Genomic DNA, 21043 nt, shown 5'->3' on the forward strand with positions numbered 1-21043 from the left:
CAGCCCTTTCATAGGTAATACCACGGCCACATATAGGCCCGCTTTTTATGCTTTTTTAATAGGTGCAAATTTCGCTAATAAGCGTTTAATCCCGGCTGGGCTTGGAAACGCGATATCCAGCTCCGTTCCTTCACCTTGCCCTTTCACACTAACAACGGTTCCAATTCCCCATTTCCCATGTTCAGCTTTATCGCCAACCTTCCAGCCGCTCTCTTCACCGCCAGTAGGAGCAGAGACAGGACGCATGACTGGTTTTCTTGGTGTAGCCGGAGTGCCAAATGAACTCCTTGACGACCCAAAAGAGCTTCCTGAAGAGCCAAATGTTCTGCCCCCGGAACCAAATGGAACGTTATTGCGTTTCTCCGTTTCGACGCCTTCAATGAGGTCTTCTGGAATTTCACTAATAAATCGGGAAGCGGGATTCATATTTGTTCTCCCAAACAATGTTCTCATTTGGGCATTGGTAATAAATAAGCTTTGCTCTGCTCTCGTAATCCCTACATAAGCAAGTCGGCGTTCTTCTTCCATTTCCGTCTCCTCCATGAGCGAGCGGCTATGCGGGAAGACCCCTTCCTCAAGTCCAATTAAGAACACGACAGGGAATTCTAACCCCTTAGCAGAATGCAAGGTCATCAGCGTAATGGAATCAGCCTTTTCCCCATCATCATCAAGTGCATCAATATCTGCCACTAAGGCCAAATCTGTAAGGAAAGCAATCAGGCTTCGATCTTCACTAGCATCTTCAAAGCTTTTCGTTACGGATAATAACTCCTCCAAGTTTTCAAGACGACTTTGGGCTTCAATTGATTTTTCTGCCTTCAGCATTTCCCGATAACCTGATTTCTCCAGTACTTCTTCCACTAATTCAGTAACGGACAGGAACTCCTGCATATTCGTATAATTATGGATTAAATCGCGAAATTGACCAGCTGCCTTCGTTATTTTCGGGCTTAAACCAATCAATTCTACTGAGTCAAGCGCTTGAAATAAGGACAAATCATGCATGGCGGCAAAGTCCGCAATTTTATCGACTGAAGTAGAACCAATCCCTCGCTTTGGAACATTGATGACACGACGTAAGCTGATGTCATCATCTGGATTGGAAATCAATCGTAAATACGCTAGCATGTCTTTAATTTCTTTTCTGTCATAGAACTTCGTGCCGCCGACGATACTGTACTCAATATTCGATTTCAGCAGGACTTCCTCCATCACACGGGATTGTGCGTTGGTGCGGTAGAGGATTGCAAAGTCAGAAAGATTGTATTTGCCATCACGGGATAATTCTTTAATTTTCCCCGCCACGAATTGTGCCTCACCTTGCTCACTATCGGCACGATAATAGACGAGCTTGTTCCCTTCAGGGTTTTCTGTCCACAGATTTTTCGCCTTCCTGTTCAAGTTGTTTTCAATGACCTTATTGGCAGCCAAGAGAATTCGTTTCGTCGAACGATAGTTTTGCTCAAGAAGAATCGTCTGTGCCCGAGGATAGTCTTTTTCAAAGGAAAGAATATTGGCGATATCTGCTCCGCGCCATTTATAAATGGACTGATCGGAATCCCCGACAACACAAAGATTTTGAAAGCGATTGGCAAGCAGTTTGACTAACATATATTGCGCCCTGTTTGTATCCTGGTACTCATCCACATGAATGTATTGAAATTTACGCTGATAATATTCCAACACTTCCGGTACGCGTTGAAATAATTGAATAGTCATCATAATTAAGTCATCAAAATCAAGTGCCTGATTTTTCCGTAACTGCTTTTGATAATCCTCATAGACTTCACTTACCACTTGTTCAAAATATCCACCAGCCGTTTTCTTATATTCTTCTGGATCGATTAGTTCGTTTTTCGCAGAGCTGATCGAGCCTAAGATGGCCCGGGGATCATATTTTTTCGGATCAAGGTTTTTGGCTTTGAGGATGTTTTTAATAACGGATTGCTGATCTGTTGTATCTAGAATGGTAAAATTCCGGTTAAAGCCCATCCGATCGATGTCACGGCGCAATATCCGTACACACATCGAGTGAAAAGTAGAGATCCAAATCTCTTCAGCCGCTCCGCCCATCATCTTTCCAATCCGTTCCTTCATTTCACGTGCCGCTTTATTGGTAAAAGTTATCGCTAGAATGTTATATGGATTTACTCGTTTTTCAACAATTAAATAGGCAATTCGATGGGTTAATACTCTTGTTTTCCCACTACCGGCTCCCGCCATCAGTAGAAGTGGACCGTCAGTTGCTTTAACGGCGTTTTGTTGTTCTGGGTTCAAACCATTTAAAAGCTTATCAGTTAAAAATTGCACTTCTTCCACCACCATTTACAAACATTTGTTCTTATTTTTATCATAACGTTCTTCTTAGTATGAAGCAAATTCTAGCGAATTGTTTTTACAGTTTCTAGCGCTTGATCAAAATCTTCATAAATAGCATTCCCAACGACAATTACATCGGCATGCTTGGCCATTTCTAAGGCTTGTTCTGGTGTTGCAATACCGCCGCCATAAAAAAGGACCGTGCTTTCAAGTACTTTTTTGACTCCAGCCACGACGATTGGGTCGCCATATTTACCGCTATATTCTAAATAAAAAATAGGAAGCTGAAACATTTTTTCAGCCATCATAGCATAGGCCTTTACATCGTCAATTGTTATGTTTGCATTGGCTGACGTCAGTTGTGCCGCCTTGCAATCCTCATTCAAAATACAATACCCTTCCATGGCGAATTCTTCCCAGTCCATAATTTCGCCAAATTCCTTAACGGCCTGATGATGCAGTCCTGTAATCCATCTGGCTTCGTTGCTATTAAGGATGGTTGGGATAAAATAAAGGTCAAATCCTGGTGTAACGGTGTCAATCCTCGATACCTCCAGCACGCATGGAACGGTGTAGCGACGAATTCTCGCCATTAGGTCGAGGACGTTCTCAATAGTGATTCCATCGGTTCCTCCCACAATCACAGCATCTGTCCCTGATTCACATATTTTTTCTAATTGATCGTCTGTTATTTCTTTATTTGGATCGAGTTTGAACACATGCCGCCACTCGCGAAAATCATACATTAACAAAATCCTCCCACACTCAGTAGTCCATTCCTCCATTATAGCATTGGAGGAAACGATAAAAAAATAAAACAATAATGCAAATTATAGGAAAAACGGAGCTACCCTTTAGACCAATATTGTCAAAAAGAAAAACCGAAGAGTATACTCCCCGGTTTTGAATTATTCTTCTTCTGTTTTACTAGCGTCTTCTTTAATTCGCTTCAGCACCATTTCGTACGTATCATTTCCAAAATTCAAGCAGCGTTTAACACGGGAAATCGTTGCAGTACTTGCGCCAGTTTCTGTTTCGATTTTATGATAGGTATTTCCTTCGCGGAGCATTCTTGCTACGTCAAGCCGCTGTGCTAACGACTGAATTTCATTGATCGTGCATAAATCATCAAAAAATCGATAACATTCTTCTAAATCATTTAATGAGAGAACAGCTTGAAATAATTGATCGAGCTCTTTTCCTCGTAATTTATTTATTTGCATGTACTTTACCCCTTTTAACTTTATTGTGCATTAAAGGAAACACTTGCTTCGAGTCCTGGATTGGTTGGAACCACGTTTACCCATGTTTTCCCTTGTACAAATGGAACTTCTGCTCCGTTTTTGATTGGAACAATTCTGCCGTCCTTATTCGCCCATTCCACTTCTTGGACCTTTCCCATCTGGACTAAATAGGCTTTACCACCGGACTTCAGATCAATATCTCGTCTACCATAAGAATCAATAATTTTGTGAACAGCTTCGACAATAAACAGATTATCAAGCAATACAGGCTCATTGGTGTCCAAATCGACTGATTGTTCCCCACCAGAAAAGCGCTTATATTTTCTGAGTGCACTGTCATATTCATATACAGAATCAGATGTTCCACTCTTCGAATAGGTAATTTTCACGGTGTTTGCATCATTTCCGGTAATCTTGCCTCGTTCCTCTTCTGACATGAACGTAAAGCCAGGAGGACTTTCTTCCATCGAATAGTTCTTTTGCTCAGCGCCCTTTAGAATGTTCTCATAAGTAATATAGGAGTTGTGGGGCGCCTTCCGGGTAGTTGATCGTTTAAACAAGGTACCATCATAAATCATACCATTTAAATTATCAATATGTTCGTTCTCAAGTTTCGCCTTTGCTTCCTCGCTCCAGCCATGGGCAACATAGAGGGCATCCAATCCTTTGGCTAACTCAACATAATAGTCGCGCGCACTACGAACTGGTCCGATATTTTTAGGCTTTTCACTTTGAAAAACAGCAAGAAAGCGAGTGATATCTCCTTCCGCTAGCAGTTCATACACAATATCTGCCTGATTTAATCCTGATTGTGGTCTAGCCTTCGGATGATTATTCACCATGACAGCTACTGCACGTTCATCTATTTTTGTATCAGTGCCTATACCCGTTAATGGATAATAATACGGATCGCTAGTTTTTACGGCTTCCTCTTTTTCCTCTGTTTTTACCGGAATCTCTTCTTTCTTGCCTGCTTCACTACTTGTTTCCTTTTTATTACAACCTGAAAGTAGTAATAAAATAGCTGCCACGGCAACAGCCCATTTTCTCATCTTATGCACACCCCAATTTCATTTCCAAGCTCTATATTTACTTTCACGCTTTACCTCTTTACATACTTACAGTTTAACGCATTATTGACGGAAAGAGTACAGTTTTATTCATCACATCATACATTCCCTGTGGCGTAATACGGATATACGGCAAATGTGTGGCAGAAAAGAACGCTAGACTATAAATAGGGTCTGAAAATTTATAGCCCCGCTCCCGCAACTCCACTAATAATTTTTTTTCTTGTTCTATTAATCTTTCAACAGGGAGATCCGACATAAGGCCATTTAATGTGAGGGGCACCTCACAGATGACCTGTGAATCTTCAACCAGCACGATTCCTCCACCTAATTCTTTCATTCTAGTAAAAGCATGGAGCATATCCTTTTTGTTTTTCCCAATTAAAATAATATCTCCTGTATTGGAATAAGAACTGGCTAGGGCTGACAGGTTGGTAGCAAATCCCTTGAGCAGCGTATTGATTCGCCATTTTCCCTTGCGGTCTATCAATGTAAAGTAGCATTCATCATGATTGGAGCGCAGTTCATCTCCTGAGGCATCAATTGAAATCGAATATGGTTTTGTGATCACGGAGTTTTCCATTTTGATACCAAAAGGCATGGAGAACTGTAAATCATCCATAGATAATTCCCAATCACCTTCCATCGGTGTAAGTCCATATTGGTCCCAATTAATCGTGCCATAAACACCGTCAATTTTGACTCCCTCACGTTTAACCCATTTTCCCTTTGCCAACACAGACACCGGTGTAGGGTTTTCGATGCTCGATAAAAAGTTAATATTCGCGACCCGGCCCGTTGCAATTTGACCATGGAGATGGTCAATGTTGTAGTACCTAGCAACATTAATAGTCGCCATATTATAGGCATCGATGACGGGAACACACTTTTCAATGGCAATTCGAATCATTTGATCGTTCAGGCCTTGCTCGTAAAAGGTCGAGGATGAACCATCTGTATTAAATAGCAAGCGATCGTATGCCACAATGCCTAATTTCTTCATATCGTCCAATATATCGGGCAGATCCGGACGAATGGACGAGTATCGTAACGACACCATATATCCTTGCATAAGTCGATTATATACTTCTTCACCAGTCATCGCTTCATGGTCACAATCAGCACCTAAAAGCATCATTTTCGCTAACGTTTTTTCCGATGCACCAGGAAAATGTCCCTCAATTTGCTTGCGCATCCGTTTAGCCTCTTGAATCCAATGAAGCATCATATCGTCACCATCTAGTAATTTCGGCCATCCTGTTAGTTCTCCGCCCTGGAGAACGGCATCATGTTCAAGCCACGATTTAACATTACTATGTGAAAAAATCTCTTCTTCATTCAATAATTCTGTCTGCGAATCAAATCGGCTCCACCAATACATGGTTGATGGAATGGAACGTAAATCCCCTAATAACGAAAACGCTTCCTTTTTATTCAAATGTAAAATTAACGCCATATTATCATTAATCAAAGTAGTTGTTCCGAATTGGGATGCATAGGCTGCCAATGTGAGGGGATTATATAATTGAAACGGATGTGCATGTGGTTCAATATAACCTGGGACTAGAATCTCATTGGTACAATCAATAATTTCACAGTTCTCTATATGTGTAGGCATATTCTCGCCAACATAAACAATTCGATCCTCATAGATCCAAATATTCGCTCGCATCCATTGACGAAAGGTCTGATTTAAATATAAGGCATTTTTTAATAAAATGGTTGGAGATGTCATCCCATCCAAAACGGATACATGCATGCGTAAGTGTTTGTTTTTCCAGCGGTAGCGTTGTTCCAGCATACCATGTCCCTCCCTTAATAAGACGATCTATATAATAAAATGCTGATTTAACAACAAAGAAAGCCCTTACAATTTTCTTTAGATATTATAGTATCATATTTTACTTTTTAAAGCATTAAAGTATTGATAAAAATTGTTAAAACATTGTGAAGGAGTGAACAGAATTAGTATGAAACCAAATATCGGGATCATAAACGCCTTAATTCGGATTACCTTTGGGTTAACCATATTGGCATGGAGCACTTCCAAGCTTGTTAAACATCCGTGGAGGGACTCCTATTTATTTGCTGCTTTTTGTGGTGCGATGAAGGTTGCTGAGGGAATTGTCCGCTATTGCCCTGTTACAGCTTTATGTGAACGTTGGCAGGAAATGGTTCAAGAGCATCATCAAGCATCGGATTCCATTGATGCGATGGAAGGCATAGATGACGACTCTGCCTTACCTTACAATCCGTCCTAATACGAAAAGGGCTGACCTTTAAACGGCCAGCCCTTTTCGTTCGTCCTATTAGCGAATGGCAGATTGAACCGCCTTTGCGCCAATATCTTTTCGATAAAAAACACCTGCACAGGTCAATTTTTCTAGCTCTTGGTAGACCTTTGCCTGAGCCTCCCCAAGAGACTCTCCCTTCGCACCAACAAGTAGCACACGGCCGCCTGCCGTGACAAATTGACCTTCTTCATTTTGGACCGTTCCTGCATGGAAGGTAAAACTGTCTTGGGAAAAATCAGCTAGACCTGATAATACAGCTCCTCGTTCATACTCCTCTGGATACCCGCTAGCTGCGACCACAACGCCCACCATCGCCTCCGAATCCCAACTAAGCTCCGGACTTTTACCAGCCAACAGTTCCAAAATTACCTCAACCAAATCGGATGCCAGCCTTGGTAAAATCACTTGTGTTTCCGGATCGCCAAAACGAGCATTAAATTCAATCACCTTTGGTCCCTCGGCCGTTTTGATCAATCCCGCATATAAAACTCCGCAGAAGCTTTTGCCTTCCTGAACCATGGCCTTTGCTGCTGGAATTAGAACAGAATCGACGGCAAGTTGCACAGTGTCATTACCGATTTGTGGAACGGGTGAGTACGCACCCATGCCACCAGTATTGGGCCCCAGGTCGCCATCATAGGCCCGCTTATGATCTTGGGCAATTTCTAGTGGAATGACGACTTCCCCATTAACCAATGCCATGAGCGAAAATTCCTCACCAGCTAAAAATTCTTCAATCACGACCTGAGCAGAGGCCGCCCCAAATTTTTCCTCTACGAGCATTTCCTCCACACTCTTCAAGGCTTCCTCTTTTGTTAAGGCCACCGTTACCCCTTTGCCTGCCGCTAAACCGTCTGCTTTAATGACAATCGGCGCCCCTTTTTCTTCAATATAGCTACGTGCTTTTTCAATAGAAGTAAAAACGGCATAATCTGCAGTTGGAATTTGGTATTTTTTCATCAATTCTTTTGCAAACGACTTGCTGCCCTCTATCTCTGCCGCCGCCTGTCGCGGTCCGAACACCGCTAATCCAGCTGCTTCAAATTGATCGGCAAGCCCCGCTAAGAGTGGGACTTCTGGTCCGATGATCGTTAGACCGATCGCTTGTTCCTTGGCAAATTGAATCAATTGCTCATGTTGTGATTCCTCAAGTGGAACCAGCTCCGCTACCTTTGTCATGCCGGGATTTCCAGGAGCCACATACACTTTCTCAACGAGCGCACTTTCGCTAACCTTTTGGCAGATTGCATGCTCTCTTCCGCCTCGACCAATAATTAAGACCTTCATCCCTAAACCTCCACCCATTAATGTTTAAAGTGTCGAACGCCCGTAAATACCATCGCAATCCCATATTCGTCTGCTTTTTTGATCGAATCAGTATCCTTAATAGATCCACCTGGTTGGATAATCGCTGTAATTCCTGCTCGTGCCGCTACTTCGACGGTATCATCCATTGGGAAAAAGGCATCGGAGGCAAGCGCGGCACCTTCCGCTTTTTCAGCCGCCTGCTTAAGGGCAATCTCAGCTGAACCGACACGGTTCATTTGACCAGCACCAATTCCTACCGTCATGTCTGCTGCCGAAACGACGATGGCGTTGGACTTCACATGCTTAACCACCTTCCAGCCAAGCTTTAAGGCTTCCCACTCCGCATCTGTTGGTTGTCTTTTGGTTGGGATCGTGATGTTCGCATCCTCTAATGTATAGTGGTCTTGCTCTTGAACAAGCAGTCCCCCCTGAATTGTTGTCATTTTCCCTTCGGTTTTCTTCGAGGCAGCAAACGGCATCGTTAACAGTCGAAGATTCTTTTTCCCTGTTAAAATCGTTAACGCCTCCTCCGAGAAGGATGGGGCAATGATGATTTCTAAGAAAATTTCATGAAGCTTTGCCGCTGTTTCCGCATCCACTTCGCGGTTCAAGGCAATGATTCCGCCAAAAATAGACACTGGATCGGCTGCAAAGGCCTTTGTAAAGGCATCAAAACCATTTTTCCCCGTTCCGACACCACATGGATTCATATGCTTTACCGCCACAGCTGCAGGTTCTGAAAACTCCTTTACAATTTGCAAGGCAGCATCGGCATCGTTGATATTGTTATAGGAAAGTTCTTTCCCGTGAATCTGTTCAGCATAGGCAATCGAAAACTTTGTACCGAGTGGTTTTTTATAAAAGGCGGCTTGTTGATGCGGATTTTCTCCGTATCGTAAGGGCTGCTTTAATTCATATGTAACAGTTAACTTTTCAGGGCTTTCTTCTTGTGCCAAGTCTGTCATGTATTCTGCAATCAAAGCATCATACGCGGCAGTATGGCGGAATACCTTTGCCGCTAACTTTCTACGTGTTTCAAGCGTGGTTGCACCGTCTGCTTTCAATTCAGCAATAACAGTTTCATAGTCAACTGGATCGACGACAACAGTGACATATTGATGGTTTTTAGCAGAAGCGCGCAGCATCGTTGGACCACCGATATCAATATTTTCAATTGCATCCGCAACGGTTACATCTGGTTTTTCAATCGTTTGCTGGAAGGGATAGAGATTCACACAAACAAGCTGAATTGGCTCAATACCATGTTCAACTAACTGTTTTTGGTGGGCTCCGTCATCATGCTTAGCAAGCAGCCCGCCATGGATAAATGGATTTAACGTTTTTACACGTCCTTCTAAAATCTCAGGAAAACCAGTAACATCACTAACGCCAAGAACAGGGATTCCATGCTCTTGAAGGGCTTTTTTCGTGCCGCCTGTAGAAATGAGTTCATATCCCAAGTTGACTAGCTCTTTTGCAAACTCTGTAATTCCATTTTTATCAGAAACACTAATAAGCGCGCGTTTTTTTGTCATCAATTACATCTCCTTGTGTTAATAGCATTTGAAGAATTTCTGGATATAGCTTATGTTCAATCCGCTGAATTTTCCGTTGCAGACTTTCTCTCGTTTCTTTTGCTTCTAATTTCACACGTTCCTGGACGATGATCGGACCGGTATCCATCCCTTCATCCACAAAATGAATCGTCACACCGCTCCATTTCGCTTTCGCCGCGAGTGCCTTGCCGATCGCATCTTTGCCAGGGAAGGCTGGAAGAAGCGATGGATGAATGTTGATAATCCTCCCTTGATAGGCCGTGAGCAATGTTGGTCCTAGCAACCGCATGTATCCAGCAAGGACAATGAACTCCACATCATAGCGCTTTAATTCAGCTAAAATAGCTTTCTCATACTCTTCCTTACTAAGATAATCTTTCGCTTGAAAAACAAAGGACGGAACCCTATCTGCCCGAGCACGGTCAATTGCTAAGGCCCCGGGCTTATCACAGACCAATAAGGAAATATCCGCAGCCAGTTCGCCTGTTCGAACCACATCAAGGATGGCTTGAAAGTTACTTCCGCTCCCTGAGGCAAATACGGCTATTTTTTTCATAGCAATCCACCATTCCCCTTAATGTGCACTCCCGGTGTTTCTGTTACCATGCCAAATTGGTACGGGGTTTCACCCGCTTGTCTAAAATGCTCGAGGACATCTGCAACGTGCTCTCGGTCCACAGCCAGCACCATCCCAATCCCCATATTAAAAATATTATACATCTCTTGATAGCTGATTTGTCCATGTGAAGAAATCAGTTGAAACACGGGCGGGATCATCCAGCTTTTTTCATCCAATTCTGCACCGAGACCTTCCGGCAGCATCCGGGGAATGTTTTCAATGAATCCTCCACCTGTTATGTGGGCCATCCCCTTAATTGGAAACTGCTTCAAAGCAGCCAAAATAGGTTTCACATAAATTTTTGTCGGTTTCAGTAACTCTTCCCCTAAGGTACAGCCAAGTTCATCGACATAATCCAATAGTGACCAGTTATTAAACACTTTACGGACCAACGAATAGCCATTGCTATGAATTCCGCTCGAAGCTAAGCCAATCAGTACATCACCCGCTTGAATCGTTTCTCCCGTGATTACGTTTGCCTTCTCACAGGCACCAACCGTAAATCCAGCAAGGTCGTACTCATTTTCACTGTAGAGTCCTGGCATTTCAGCTGTTTCGCCACCAATCAGTGCACAACCTGCCTGCTCACAGCCATCGGCAATGCCTTTGACGATCGCTTCAATCTTGGCTGGCTCAGCCTTTCCACACGCAATATAATCTAGAAAAAATAAAGGCTCTGCACCCTGGACTACAATATCATTCACACACATTGCCACAGCATCTATCCCAATCGTATCATGTTGATCCATCCAAAAGGCAATCATCAGTTTCGTCCCCACGCCATCGGTGCCTGACACCAAGACGGGTTCTTTTAATCGGAGCGTTGACAAGTCAAACATGCCGCCAAACCCACCCAAGCTGCCAATGACTCCTGCTCGGGCTGTTTTTTGAACATGTTTTTTCATTCTTGAAACAGCCTCATAGCCCGCTTCAATGTTTACGCCTGCCTGCTTATATGCATTAGCCACGAGTATCCCACCTTTATTTTTGATAATAGTATTGAAGTGTATCAGGATAGATTTCCGTTGGATAATTACCAGTGAAGCAACCCAGGCAATAGCCGTTTGTTCCTTCCTGCCCCAGTGCCCTCATCATCCCCTCCACACTAATAAAGGTTAATGAATCTGCACCAATCAGTTCCCTTATTTGCTCGACACTTTTATCTGAAGCAATCAGTTCTTCTTTGCTCGATGTATCAATTCCATAGAAGCATGGATTTTTAATTGGCGGGGAGCTGATGACCACATGGACCTCTGTTGCTCCGGCCTCTTTCAAGAGGGTAACGATTCTTCTACTCGTTGTGCCGCGCACAATCGAATCATCGACCATCACGACGCGTTTCCCTTCGACGACACCACGAACAGCCGAAAGTTTCATTTTCACCCCTTGCTCCCTCAGTGATTGGGAGGGCTGGATGAACGTCCTGCCGACATATTTATTTTTAATTAAGCCCATTTCATAAGGAATCCCAGCCGCTTCCGCATAGCCAATCGCCGCGGAGATGCTTGAATCAGGAACGCCAGTCACGACATCAGCTTCAATCGGCGCTTCCATTGCTAATTGTTTACCCATATTTTTACGGGCAGTATGAACATTGATCCCCTGAATATTACTATCAGGTCTAGAAAAATAAATATATTCCATTGTACAAATGGCTCTTGTCGTACTCATCGCAAATCGCTCAGAGGTTAAGCCTTTGTCGTTAATAATTAATAGCTCACCAGGCATTATGTCGCGAATATATTCTGCTCCCACCACATCAAAGGCACAGGTTTCTGAAGCAACCACATAGGCATCCCCAAGGCAGCCAAGCGATAATGGGCGTAGTCCATGTGGATCGAGCGCAACCATGAGCTCATTTTCTGTCATAATGAGATAGGCGTACGCACCTTTTAACATCGAAAGGGCATTTTTGACTTGATCATTCAAATGGGAATAGCCACTTCTTCTAATTAAATGGGCCAAGACCTCTGTATCAGAGCTTGTTTGAAAAATACTTCCCTGCCCTTCAAGCTGATGCTTTAGGGAATTGGCATTGACCAAATTCCCATTATGTGCCAGAGCAAGACTTCCGGTTTGCGAGTGGAACAAGAGCGGCTGCACGTTTTCGTATCCACCGCCGCCAGCAGTCGCATAACGAACATGCCCAATCGCGGCATCGCCGACTAACTCCTTAATGGTATTCGTGTTAAATACTTCGGATACGAGCCCTTCCCCTTTCATTCCCTTCAGCGTTTTTCGATCAGAAACAACAATCCCTGTTCCCTCCTGGCCGCGATGCTGAAGGCTATGAAGTCCATAATAGGTTAGCTGTGCTGCATCCTGATGTCCCCAGACGCCAAAGATTCCGCACTCTTCATTTAATCCCTTTATTTCAGGAAGCATGGTATGGCTCCTCTCCAGGCTGCTTTCAATTCTTCTATAGTAGCTGCTAGTACAGTCGACTCACCGTTCGTGATGTTTAAAGATGCTGATTGATTTACCGTACCGATGTGAATCGCATCTACTAAACTTTCAAACTTAAGCTGATCTTCCTCTTTTACAGTTAAGAGAAAACGCGATTGCGTTTCACTGAATAATGCTGTAACAGAATTTCCTTCGATTGCTACCTCTGCTCCAAGCTGTTCATTTGCAAACAGACATTCCGCTAATGCAACAGCTAAACCACCTTCAGATAAATCATGGGCGGATTGAACCACTCCGGCTCGAATCGCACCAAGAACGTGCTCCTGTCTTTCTTTTTCAATCGTGATATCTAATTCAGGGGCTTTGCCGAAAATCCGTCCGTTCAAGAGCTTTTGCAGCTCACTGCCACCGAACTCTGCCTTTGTTTCCCCAACTAAGTAAATAAGGTCGCCACTATTTTTAAAAGACTGTGTCGTAATATGCTCAAGATCCGTGACTAACCCAACCATCCCAACGACTGGGGTTGGGTAAATCGCTGTTCCGCTTGTTTCATTATATAAAGATACATTTCCGCCAATCACCGGTGTCGCTAGAACGCGGCAGGCTTCACTCATACCATCAGCCGCTTTTTCAATCTGCCAGAACACTTCTGGTTTTTCCGGGTTACCGAAATTCAGGTTATCTGTAATCGCTAAAGGCTCTGCACCAGAACAAACAATATTACGTGCTGCCTCAGCTACGGCGATTTTCCCACCAACTTCAGGATCCAAATAGACGTAGCGGGAATTACAATCGGTTGTCATCGCTAAAGCTTTCCGTGTGCCGCGAATCCTGACAACCGCCGCATCCGAACCAGGAGAAACGACAGTGTTTGTACGAACCATATAATCATACTGCTCATAAACCCATTCTTTGCTTCCAACAGTCGGCTGGCTTAACAGACTGACGAACGTTTCTTTCAAATCATTCACCAGAGGAACTTGATTGTCCATCGCTTGGAATTCGGCAAAATAGCTTGGTTCTTTAGAAGGCTTGTGGTAAACCGGTGCCTCTTCCGCCAGTGCATCAGCCGGAACATCTGCGACGATTTCACCTTTATGGAAAAGACGAACCTGTTTATCGCTCGTAACCGTTCCAATCCCAACTGCTTCTAAGCCATATTTTTCAAAAAGCTCAACAATTTCTTGTTCTCTTCCCTTTTTAACAACGATAAGCATCCGCTCTTGCGATTCAGACAACATCATTTCGTAAGCAGACATCCCTGTTTCCCGCTGTGGAACCAAATCTAAGTTCATTTCAATTCCCATTCCAGCTTTACTGGCCATTTCCGCAGATGAACTAATAAGTCCAGCTGCGCCCATATCTTGAATACCTACTAGTGCATCACAATGAATCAGTTCTAGGCATGCCTCTAATAAAAGCTTCTCCATAAATGGATCGCCCACCTGTACCGCAGGACGGTCTTCACTGGATTGTTCCGTTAATTCTTCCGAGGCAAATGTTGCACCATGGATTCCGTCGCGGCCGGTTTTCGCGCCAACATACATAACTGTATTTCCTTCACCATGGGCTTGCCCTTTTTTGATGTCCTTATGGTCGATTAAGCCGACACACATGGCGTTCACTAATGGATTTCCTTCATAGCAAGGATCGAACCCAATTTCGCCGCCTACAGTTGGAATACCGATACAGTTTCCATAACCCGCAATCCCCGCAACGACCTCTTTAAATAAGTAGCGAACGCGCGCCGAATCCAGTTCGCCAAACCGAAGGGAGTTTAACATCGCAATCGGCCGTGCTCCCATTGAAAAGACATCGCGGATAATTCCGCCTACCCCTGTTGCTGCACCTTGATACGGTTCAATCGCGGAGGGATGATTGTGGCTTTCAATTTTAAACACAACCGCTTGCCCGTCGCCGATATCGACAATACCCGCCCCTTCACCAGGGCCTTGCAGAACGCGGTCACCGGTGACCGGGAATTTTTTTAAAATTGGCTTGGAATTCTTATAGCTGCAATGCTCCGACCACATGACCGAGAACAGGCCGGTTTCCGTATAATTTGGTGTACGGCCAAGAATGTTTTCAACCATTGCAAATTCTTCGTCGGACAAACCCATTTGCTGATAGATTTTGTCTGTTTTGATCTGATTAGGATTTGGTTCAAGCGTTGACAACATATGCTTCCCTCCAAGCTTTTACAATCGATTGAAACATCTTTAACCCATCGGCACTGCCTAAAAGTTCGTCGACAGCTCTTTCCGGGTGCGGCATCATGCCGAGAACATTACCAGCTTCATTCACAATCCCGGCGATATCTGCTAAGCTTCCATTTGGATTGTGCTGATAGGTAAACACGATTTGCTTATTGGCTTTCAGTCGTGCTAGTGTTTCCTCGTCACAATAATAATTACCTTCACCATGTGCGACTGGAATCGTAATGGTTTCCCCTTGCTGGTAGTCAGTGGTAAACCAAGTTTCGTTGTTTTCAACCATCAATTCAACGGGCTTGCAAATAAATGATAGACTCTCGTTCCGACGCATTGCCCCTGGCAGTAAGCCCATTTCAAGGAGGATCTGAAATCCATTGCACACCCCAAGGATTGGTTTACCTGCCTCTGCTGCTTTGACCACTTCTTTCATCACCTTACTAAAGCGGGCAATCGCTCCTGTCCGTAAGTAATCACCATACGAAAATCCACCAGGTAATAAAATAGCGTCAAACGCTTCTAAACTATCGGTATCATGCCAAACATAGTCCACTTCTTGGCCGAGTTCATCCTTGATGGCATGGAACATATCAACATCACAATTAGAGCCTGGAAAAACAATGACCGCGAATCTCACAGCGCGACACACTCCTCAATCTCATATCGATAATCTTCAATGACTGGATTCGCTAATAGGTTTGTGCATATTTCATTAACCACTTCATTGATCTCACGTGTTGATTTTTCAATCGTCAGTTCCATATATTTTCCGATGCGGACATCTGCCACCTCGGGATAGTTTAAAGAATGCAATGAATGGGTAACGGCCTTCCCTTGTGGGTCTAAAACACTTTCTCTTAACGTGACATATACCTTTACTTTATACATGCTGATGTCCTCCAAGTCTGTTTAAGATAGTTTCATAGGCAGTAGTAAGGCTTCCTAAATCTCGACGAAATACATCCTTATCGAGCTTTTCATTCGTATCTTTATCCCACAAACGGCAAGTGTCCGGGGAGATTTCATCGGCGAGTAAAATTTGCCCATTGGCATCTTTACCAAACTCTAATTTAAAATCAATCAGACGAATGCCGAGCTCCGCAAAAAAGCTTGATAAAACTGTATTAATTACGAAGGCCTTTTCACGTAACTGTTCAACTTCTTTGATGGTCGCTGCTTCAAGCTCTAGAACATGATCCACTGTTACGATCGGGTCACCAAGATCATCATTTTTCAGATAAAATTCAACGATCGGCGTTTTTAGTGGTGTTCCCTCTTCGATTCCCAATCTTTTCGACATACTTCCCGCAGCAACATTGCGTACAACCACTTCTAAGGGGATAATCGCTACTTTTTTGACGAGCTGCTCAATTTCTGAAACTCGTTGGATGAAGTGTGACTCGATTCCTTGTTCTTGTAGCTTTAAAAATAGCAAACTAGTAATCTCGTTATTCAGGCGGCCTTTACCGGAAATGTCTGCTTTCTTTTGGCCGTTGTAAGCGGTGGCGGAATCCTTATACTCGACTAAAACAATTTGTTCATCGTCTGTTGCATAAATACGTTTCGCTTTTCCTTCATAAAGCAGTTCTCTCATTATGGTTCGCTCCTTATATCGCAATATTGGGAATCTTCAGTTCAGAGAAAGAGGCAAACCTCTCCAAAATGAGTGCCTCTTTTTTAAAAGATAAGAATGTATAAATTTTGACTTTGAGAATTGTCTAGCTCCAGGCTCTTCCTTTACGCCTGTAATCCTAATCGATCAAAAATAGTATCGACATGTTGGAGGTGGTAATTGTAATCAAAACAGTCGGCAATCTCTTCAGCTGAAAGCAATGAAGTAATTTTATCCTCTGCTTCAATCAAGCTGCGGAAGTGAACTTGTTTTTCCCATGCTTCCATCGCCTTCGGCTGCACCGTATCGTAAGCGGCCTCACGTGATAACCCTTTATCAATTAGCGCGAGCAGCACTCGTTGTGAGTAGATCAACCCAAGGGTCCGGTCCATGTTTCGCTTCATATTTTCAGGGTAGACCGTTAAATTTTTAATGATATTCGCGAAGCGATTTAACATATAATTCAAGGCAATCGTTGCATCTGGTAAAATAATTCGCTCTGCAGATGAATGCGAGATATCACGTTCATGCCATAGTGGCACGTTTTCATAGGCTGTCATCATATAACCGCGGATCACCCGAGCCAGCCCAGTCATATTTTCCGAGCCAATCGGATTACGTTTATGAGGCATCGCAGAAGAACCTTTTTGCCCCTTGGCAAAAAACTCCTCAACCTCACGTGTCTCACTCTTTTGCAAACCACGAACCTCAACGGCAAACTTTTCAATCGAAGTCGCAACCAAGGCGAGCGTTGACATGTAGTGAGCATGACGGTCACGCTGCAGGGTTTGCGTTGAAATCGGCGCCCGGCCTAAACCTAATTTTTCACATACATATTGCTCTACAAAAGGGTCAATATTTGCGTATGTGCCAACTGCCCCGGAGATCTTACCGAATTCTACCCCTTCAGCTGCCTGCTTAAATCGTTCCAGGTTTCGTTTCATTTCCTCATACCATAATCCAAGCTTAAGGCCAAATGTTGTCGGCTCGGCATGAACGCCGTGCGTCCGTCCCATCATCACGGTATATTTATGTTCAATCGCCTTATTTTTTAAAATCTCGATAAAGTTTTCGATGTCTTTTACTAAAATCGCGTTTGCCTGTTTCAAGACATATGATAGGGCTGTATCAACAACATCCGTCGAGGTTAGCCCGTAATGAACCCATTTCCGTTCCTCACCGAGAGTTTCGGAAACAGCCCGGGTAAAGGCCACAACATCATGTCTTGTTTCTTCTTCAATCTCTTTAATTCGGTCAATATTGAAGGTGGCATTTTCACGTAATTTGCGAACATCCTCCTTTGGAATTTCTCCTAACTCTGCCCATGCTTCACAGGCGAGAATTTCTACCTCGAGCCACGCATTAAAGCGATTTTCTTCTGTCCAAATGGTACCCATTTCTGGTCTAGTATAACGATCAATCATCTTTTATCCTCCAATCTTTTCCTTCACTGTCTTCCAGACACTGCTGTCAGCTACTTCTGCTAACGCCTCTTCTACCGAATCACGCAAAATGGTCACATGACCCATCTTCCGTTTGATCTTCGCCTCTTTCTTCCCATATAAGTGAATTTTCCAGTCTTTCATTATTGGAATTTCCTCATATAGGCTTTCGAGCTGTTCTCCTAATAGGTTGACCATAACAGCAGGTTTTAATAGCTTTGTACTGCCTAATGGCCAATTACAGATCGCCCGGATATGCTGCTCAAATTGTGACGTCCCGCAAGCCTCTATCGAATAATGCCCCGAATTATGTGGACGTGGTGCCAGCTCATTTATGAATATTTGGCCATCCACTGTTACAAACATCTCCACAGCAAGCGTACCGACTAATTGTAACGAATCCGCAAGTGTCTTTGCCAGTCGAACAGCTTCAGACTGGATAACTTGTGAAATTCGGGCAGGAACAATCGTTGTGTGTAAAATATTTTCCTTGTGAATGTTCTCCGCTACAGGTAAAACACTTGTTTCACCATCAGGCCTCCGCGTTACAATCACAGAAATTTCTTTTTCAAAAGGAATCCATTTCTCTAATACACAGGGGCCATGGTTTAAAAGCAATTGGGCCTTTAGAAGGTCATTCTCCGCTTGTATAACGAGCTGACCTTTCCCATCATAGCCGCCTCTTGCCGTTTTAAGAACAGCTGGATAGCCCAGCGTAGTTATTTTTTCAACTAAATTCTCCATGCGTTCTACCACTTCATATGGCGCCACGTCTGCACCTGCATGTTGAATCGCTGCCTTCTCCTTGATTCGGTCCTGCGTAACGGTTAAAAGGTTAGGTCCTTGCGGTACATAAGCCTGCTCACATAACCATGCTAACGTATCAGCATCAATGTTTTCAAATTCATAGGTAATCACATCGCTCACATCGGCTAGTTGACTGATTGCGTCACGATCATCGTACGCCCCTAACACTTCAACATCGGCAACTTGTCCGCAAGGTGAATCAGTCGTCGGCTCTAACACAGCAATCCGAAAGCCTTGAACCTTTGCAGCCATTGCCATCATTCGCCCCAATTGTCCACCGCCAATAATCCCTATCGTCGCCCCTGGTAAAATGGTTTTACTAAACAAGTTGATCACTACTTTCCAGCACTTCCTGTTTGATGGCCTCTCTTCTGGCCTCTATCTTTCTAGTAAGCTCTCTATCTGCAGTTGCTAAGATTTGCGCTGCGAGTAAACCGGCATTGACTGCACCTGCTTTACCAATGGCGACCGTTGCTACTGGCACCCCGCCTGGCATCTGAACGATTGACAGTAGTGAATCTAGCCCCTTTAGTGCTTGAGTTTGGACGGGAACGCCAATGACTGGCAAGGTCGTTTTGGCGGCAACCATTCCAGGAAGATGGGCCGCGCCACCCGCACCAGCAATAATCACCTTTAATCCTCTTTCACTTGCTTCATTCGCATATGTGAACATCAAATCAGGTGTCCGATGAGCTGAAACCACTTTTTTTTCATACGCAATTTCAAACTGATCGAGAACCTCACATGTATGTTTCATTGTTTCCCAGTCTGATTTACTCCCCATGATGACTCCAACAAGATTAGACATCTCTAATCCCCCTTTAAAAAATAAAATGCCCGAACAAATAGCTTCTCATCTAAGAGAAAGCCATTTGTTCGGGCATGTCAAAATAAAGTAAGGGACTTGCCCTTAATTATGCCGAACTGTTTGACTTTCCCTCATAGTCCAATAATTTACGGTTATTGGGTAGAAACTTATGGGCCATATCCCCATGGATATACGAGGGTAAAAAGTAAATGATTGAATCTGATAGCTTTATCTTACCAATCAAACCCTTTGGATGTCAATAAATATGTCGAACATTATTTTTAAAATATATGAAAATGTTCGTGTTTTACTCAATTAATACCGCTTCAAAGACAATATGGCGGCCAATTGGCTCATAAACCGTTTCACCTGCTTTTTTTACTTCTTGAAAAATAGGCTTTTCTGTCCGGCGAATGGGAGAATATCCTTGCTCCTTTATCCTATTCAGACATTCGTCAATACTTTCATTTTCCTGTACCTCAAATTGCCGTTTCTTTTTGCTCATGAAAATAACTTCCCTCTTTTCACTGATTTCACCCAAAATCCTCCATGAATGGATTTGGGTTCATAAGAAATGATAAACGCCTTTGGATCCAGACTTTTAATCAGATCATATAACTTTAATTCAAATTTTCTGGGCGTTAGGATTTGCATAGCCATGCGATTTCCCTCCAGGCCGTGCGCTGCCCAGTCCGTTACTCCATAGCCTTTTTCCCGTAATAATCTGGGCAAATCCTTATCGTATTCTGCCGTTATCACATTCACCGTAATATATCCTAATGCCAGCTTCTCTTCGATTTTCATACCGACAACAACGCCGATACCGTAACCAACCGCATAGGCAATCAGATTTTGTATTTCATTTAAGTTATTTAACACCAAACCAAGGCCCAGCACGTAAATCACAACCTCGATCATACTAAGGAATGCCGCTAAATACCTTTGGCCCTTTAAGGTCAAAATCATTCTTATTGTAAAAAAAGAAACGTAAACGATATTGATGATCAAGATAATGGCAACCATCATAAAACTATTCTCTAACACCGGAAATCCTCCTCAATATTATGCTTCCTTCACTTTAGCACATCTATCACTCCGAATTCATGATGATATTTTATTATTTGGCTAAAAAACAAAATATCTTTAGAAAAATGGGAAGTCACGATATTCATATGAATTTTTCTATTCAGCTTCTTTCTTATCTTATCCATTGCTTTCCCAACTATGACCTTTGCAAAACATTAGACCGATCAACTTAAGCCCTCGTTCATGATGGCAGTCTTAACTATTTTATGAACAACAAAAAAAGACAATCACAGTTGATTGTCTTTTTGATTTGCCTGGCAAC

General features: G+C 43.3%; 20 protein-coding genes and 1 riboswitch. Of the genes, 1 reads left to right on the top strand and 19 read right to left on the bottom strand.

The annotated features are described in order from the left end of the window. Positions 1 to 45: 45 nt before the first annotated feature. The 5 genes from pcrA to TY15_RS13165 all read right to left on the bottom strand — a co-directional run bounded on the left by pcrA (position 46) and on the right by TY15_RS13165 (position 6434). The gene (gene pcrA / locus TY15_RS13145; RefSeq protein WP_040205409.1) at positions 46 to 2310 is read right to left on the bottom strand and encodes a DNA helicase PcrA; all 2265 of its coding nucleotides are present in this window, start codon (positions 2308 to 2310) and stop codon (positions 46 to 48) included. Positions 2311 to 2381: 71 nt separating this feature from the next. Beyond that, positions 2382 to 3065 carry a heptaprenylglyceryl phosphate synthase gene (gene pcrB / locus TY15_RS13150; RefSeq protein WP_040205411.1) on the bottom strand — a complete coding sequence of 228 codons (684 nt, stop codon included), beginning with the start codon at positions 3063 to 3065 and terminating at the stop codon, positions 2382 to 2384. Between the two features lie 162 nt (positions 3066 to 3227). Further along, on the bottom strand, positions 3228 to 3542 hold the full coding sequence (locus tag TY15_RS13155) for a YerC/YecD family TrpR-related protein (RefSeq protein ID WP_040205413.1): 315 nt from the start codon (positions 3540 to 3542) through the stop codon (positions 3228 to 3230). Between the two features lie 20 nt (positions 3543 to 3562). After that, positions 3563 to 4615, bottom strand: a complete 1053-nt coding sequence (locus tag TY15_RS13160) for a DUF3048 domain-containing protein (protein ID WP_040205415.1) — start codon at positions 4613 to 4615, stop codon at positions 3563 to 3565. 73 nt (positions 4616 to 4688) lie between these two features. Beyond that, positions 4689 to 6434: an adenine deaminase C-terminal domain-containing protein gene (locus TY15_RS13165; RefSeq protein WP_040205417.1), complete on the bottom strand. Its 1746-nt coding sequence runs from the start codon at positions 6432 to 6434 to the stop codon at positions 4689 to 4691. A 163-nt stretch (positions 6435 to 6597) separates the two neighbouring features. Between TY15_RS13165 and TY15_RS13170 the strand changes: the two genes are divergently transcribed. After that, positions 6598 to 6894 carry a YgaP family membrane protein gene (locus tag TY15_RS13170; protein WP_040205494.1) on the top strand — a complete coding sequence of 99 codons (297 nt, stop codon included), beginning with the start codon at positions 6598 to 6600 and terminating at the stop codon, positions 6892 to 6894. Between the two features lie 48 nt (positions 6895 to 6942). Here the strand turns inward: TY15_RS13170 and purD are convergent, their stop codons facing one another. From purD to TY15_RS13240, 14 genes are all read right to left on the bottom strand, one after another. After that, positions 6943 to 8214 (bottom strand): phosphoribosylamine--glycine ligase, encoded by a 1272-nt coding sequence (gene purD, locus TY15_RS13175; RefSeq protein ID WP_040205419.1) that lies wholly within the window; start codon positions 8212 to 8214, stop codon positions 6943 to 6945. 17 nt (positions 8215 to 8231) lie between these two features. Then, entirely contained in the window at positions 8232 to 9770 is a 1539-nt protein-coding gene (gene purH, locus TY15_RS13180; protein ID WP_040205420.1) for a bifunctional phosphoribosylaminoimidazolecarboxamide formyltransferase/IMP cyclohydrolase, read from the bottom strand. Continuing rightward, entirely contained in the window at positions 9745 to 10347 is a 603-nt protein-coding gene (purN, locus tag TY15_RS13185) for a phosphoribosylglycinamide formyltransferase (protein WP_040205423.1), read from the bottom strand. The genes purH and purN overlap by 26 nt, the downstream gene beginning before the upstream one ends. Next, complete coding sequence (gene purM / locus TY15_RS13190; RefSeq protein ID WP_040205425.1) at positions 10344 to 11378, bottom strand: phosphoribosylformylglycinamidine cyclo-ligase; 1035 nt, start codon at positions 11376 to 11378, stop codon at positions 10344 to 10346. The genes purN and purM overlap by 4 nt, the downstream gene beginning before the upstream one ends. A 13-nt stretch (positions 11379 to 11391) precedes the next feature. Continuing rightward, a complete protein-coding gene (purF, locus tag TY15_RS13195) occupies positions 11392 to 12795 on the bottom strand; it encodes an amidophosphoribosyltransferase (RefSeq protein ID WP_040205427.1) in 1404 nt (467 codons plus the stop codon). After that, the gene (gene purL, locus TY15_RS13200) at positions 12780 to 14996 is read right to left on the bottom strand and encodes a phosphoribosylformylglycinamidine synthase subunit PurL (protein ID WP_040205429.1); all 2217 of its coding nucleotides are present in this window, start codon (positions 14994 to 14996) and stop codon (positions 12780 to 12782) included. Before purL ends, purF begins: the two co-directional genes overlap by 16 nt. After that, on the bottom strand, positions 14980 to 15663 hold the full coding sequence (gene purQ / locus TY15_RS13205) for a phosphoribosylformylglycinamidine synthase subunit PurQ (protein ID WP_040205431.1): 684 nt from the start codon (positions 15661 to 15663) through the stop codon (positions 14980 to 14982). The genes purL and purQ overlap by 17 nt, the downstream gene beginning before the upstream one ends. Further along, positions 15660 to 15914 carry a phosphoribosylformylglycinamidine synthase subunit PurS gene (purS, locus tag TY15_RS13210; protein ID WP_040205433.1) on the bottom strand — a complete coding sequence of 85 codons (255 nt, stop codon included), beginning with the start codon at positions 15912 to 15914 and terminating at the stop codon, positions 15660 to 15662. Before purS ends, purQ begins: the two co-directional genes overlap by 4 nt. Next, positions 15907 to 16620 (bottom strand): phosphoribosylaminoimidazolesuccinocarboxamide synthase, encoded by a 714-nt coding sequence (purC, locus tag TY15_RS13215; protein WP_040205435.1) that lies wholly within the window; start codon positions 16618 to 16620, stop codon positions 15907 to 15909. The genes purS and purC overlap by 8 nt, the downstream gene beginning before the upstream one ends. A gap of 143 nt (positions 16621 to 16763) precedes the next feature. Further along, positions 16764 to 18062, bottom strand: coding sequence for an adenylosuccinate lyase (gene purB / locus TY15_RS13220; protein WP_040205438.1), 1299 nt, complete (start codon positions 18060 to 18062; stop codon positions 16764 to 16766). Positions 18063 to 18065: 3 nt separating this feature from the next. Then, on the bottom strand, positions 18066 to 19214 hold the full coding sequence (gene purK / locus TY15_RS13225; RefSeq protein ID WP_040205496.1) for a 5-(carboxyamino)imidazole ribonucleotide synthase: 1149 nt from the start codon (positions 19212 to 19214) through the stop codon (positions 18066 to 18068). Beyond that, positions 19207 to 19695, bottom strand: coding sequence for a 5-(carboxyamino)imidazole ribonucleotide mutase (purE, locus tag TY15_RS13230; protein WP_040205440.1), 489 nt, complete (start codon positions 19693 to 19695; stop codon positions 19207 to 19209). Before purE ends, purK begins: the two co-directional genes overlap by 8 nt. Positions 19696 to 19809: 114 nt before the next feature. Then, positions 19810 to 19911: riboswitch (purine riboswitch) on the bottom strand. Positions 19912 to 20002: 91 nt separating this feature from the next. Further along, entirely contained in the window at positions 20003 to 20200 is a 198-nt protein-coding gene (locus TY15_RS13235; protein WP_040205442.1) for an NETI motif-containing protein, read from the bottom strand. Further along, entirely contained in the window at positions 20197 to 20739 is a 543-nt protein-coding gene (locus TY15_RS13240) for a DUF2179 domain-containing protein (RefSeq protein WP_040205443.1), read from the bottom strand. The genes TY15_RS13235 and TY15_RS13240 overlap by 4 nt, the downstream gene beginning before the upstream one ends. Positions 20740 to 21043 lie beyond the last annotated feature (304 nt).

The organism is Neobacillus jeddahensis, from assembly GCF_000612625.1.
Lineage (GTDB): Bacteria > Bacillota > Bacilli > Bacillales > Cytobacillaceae > Neobacillus > Neobacillus jeddahensis.

What these genes read in the sequence shown, in the direction of transcription:
- pcrB (WP_040205411.1), bottom strand. Translation starts at nt 3,065, where the DNA reads ATGTATGATTTTCGCGAGTGGCGGCATGTGTTCAAACTCGATCCAAAT.
- TY15_RS13155 (WP_040205413.1), bottom strand. Translation starts at nt 3,542, where the DNA reads ATGCAAATAAATAAATTACGAGGAAAAGAGCTCGATCAATTATTTCAA.
- TY15_RS13160 (WP_040205415.1), bottom strand. Translation starts at nt 4,615, where the DNA reads ATGAGAAAATGGGCTGTTGCCGTGGCAGCTATTTTATTACTACTTTCA.
- TY15_RS13165 (WP_040205417.1), bottom strand. Translation starts at nt 6,434, where the DNA reads ATGCTGGAACAACGCTACCGCTGGAAAAACAAACACTTACGCATGCAT.
- purD (WP_040205419.1), bottom strand. Translation starts at nt 8,214, where the DNA reads ATGAAGGTCTTAATTATTGGTCGAGGCGGAAGAGAGCATGCAATCTGC.
- purH (WP_040205420.1), bottom strand. Translation starts at nt 9,770, where the DNA reads ATGACAAAAAAACGCGCGCTTATTAGTGTTTCTGATAAAAATGGAATT.
- purN (WP_040205423.1), bottom strand. Translation starts at nt 10,347, where the DNA reads ATGAAAAAAATAGCCGTATTTGCCTCAGGGAGCGGAAGTAACTTTCAA.
- purF (WP_040205427.1), bottom strand. Translation starts at nt 12,795, where the DNA reads ATGCTTCCTGAAATAAAGGGATTAAATGAAGAGTGCGGAATCTTTGGC.
- purL (WP_040205429.1), bottom strand. Translation starts at nt 14,996, where the DNA reads ATGTTGTCAACGCTTGAACCAAATCCTAATCAGATCAAAACAGACAAA.
- purS (WP_040205433.1), bottom strand. Translation starts at nt 15,914, where the DNA reads ATGTATAAAGTAAAGGTATATGTCACGTTAAGAGAAAGTGTTTTAGAC.
- purC (WP_040205435.1), bottom strand. Translation starts at nt 16,620, where the DNA reads ATGAGAGAACTGCTTTATGAAGGAAAAGCGAAACGTATTTATGCAACA.
- purB (WP_040205438.1), bottom strand. Translation starts at nt 18,062, where the DNA reads ATGATTGATCGTTATACTAGACCAGAAATGGGTACCATTTGGACAGAA.
- purE (WP_040205440.1), bottom strand. Translation starts at nt 19,695, where the DNA reads ATGTCTAATCTTGTTGGAGTCATCATGGGGAGTAAATCAGACTGGGAA.
- TY15_RS13235 (WP_040205442.1), bottom strand. Translation starts at nt 20,200, where the DNA reads ATGAGCAAAAAGAAACGGCAATTTGAGGTACAGGAAAATGAAAGTATT.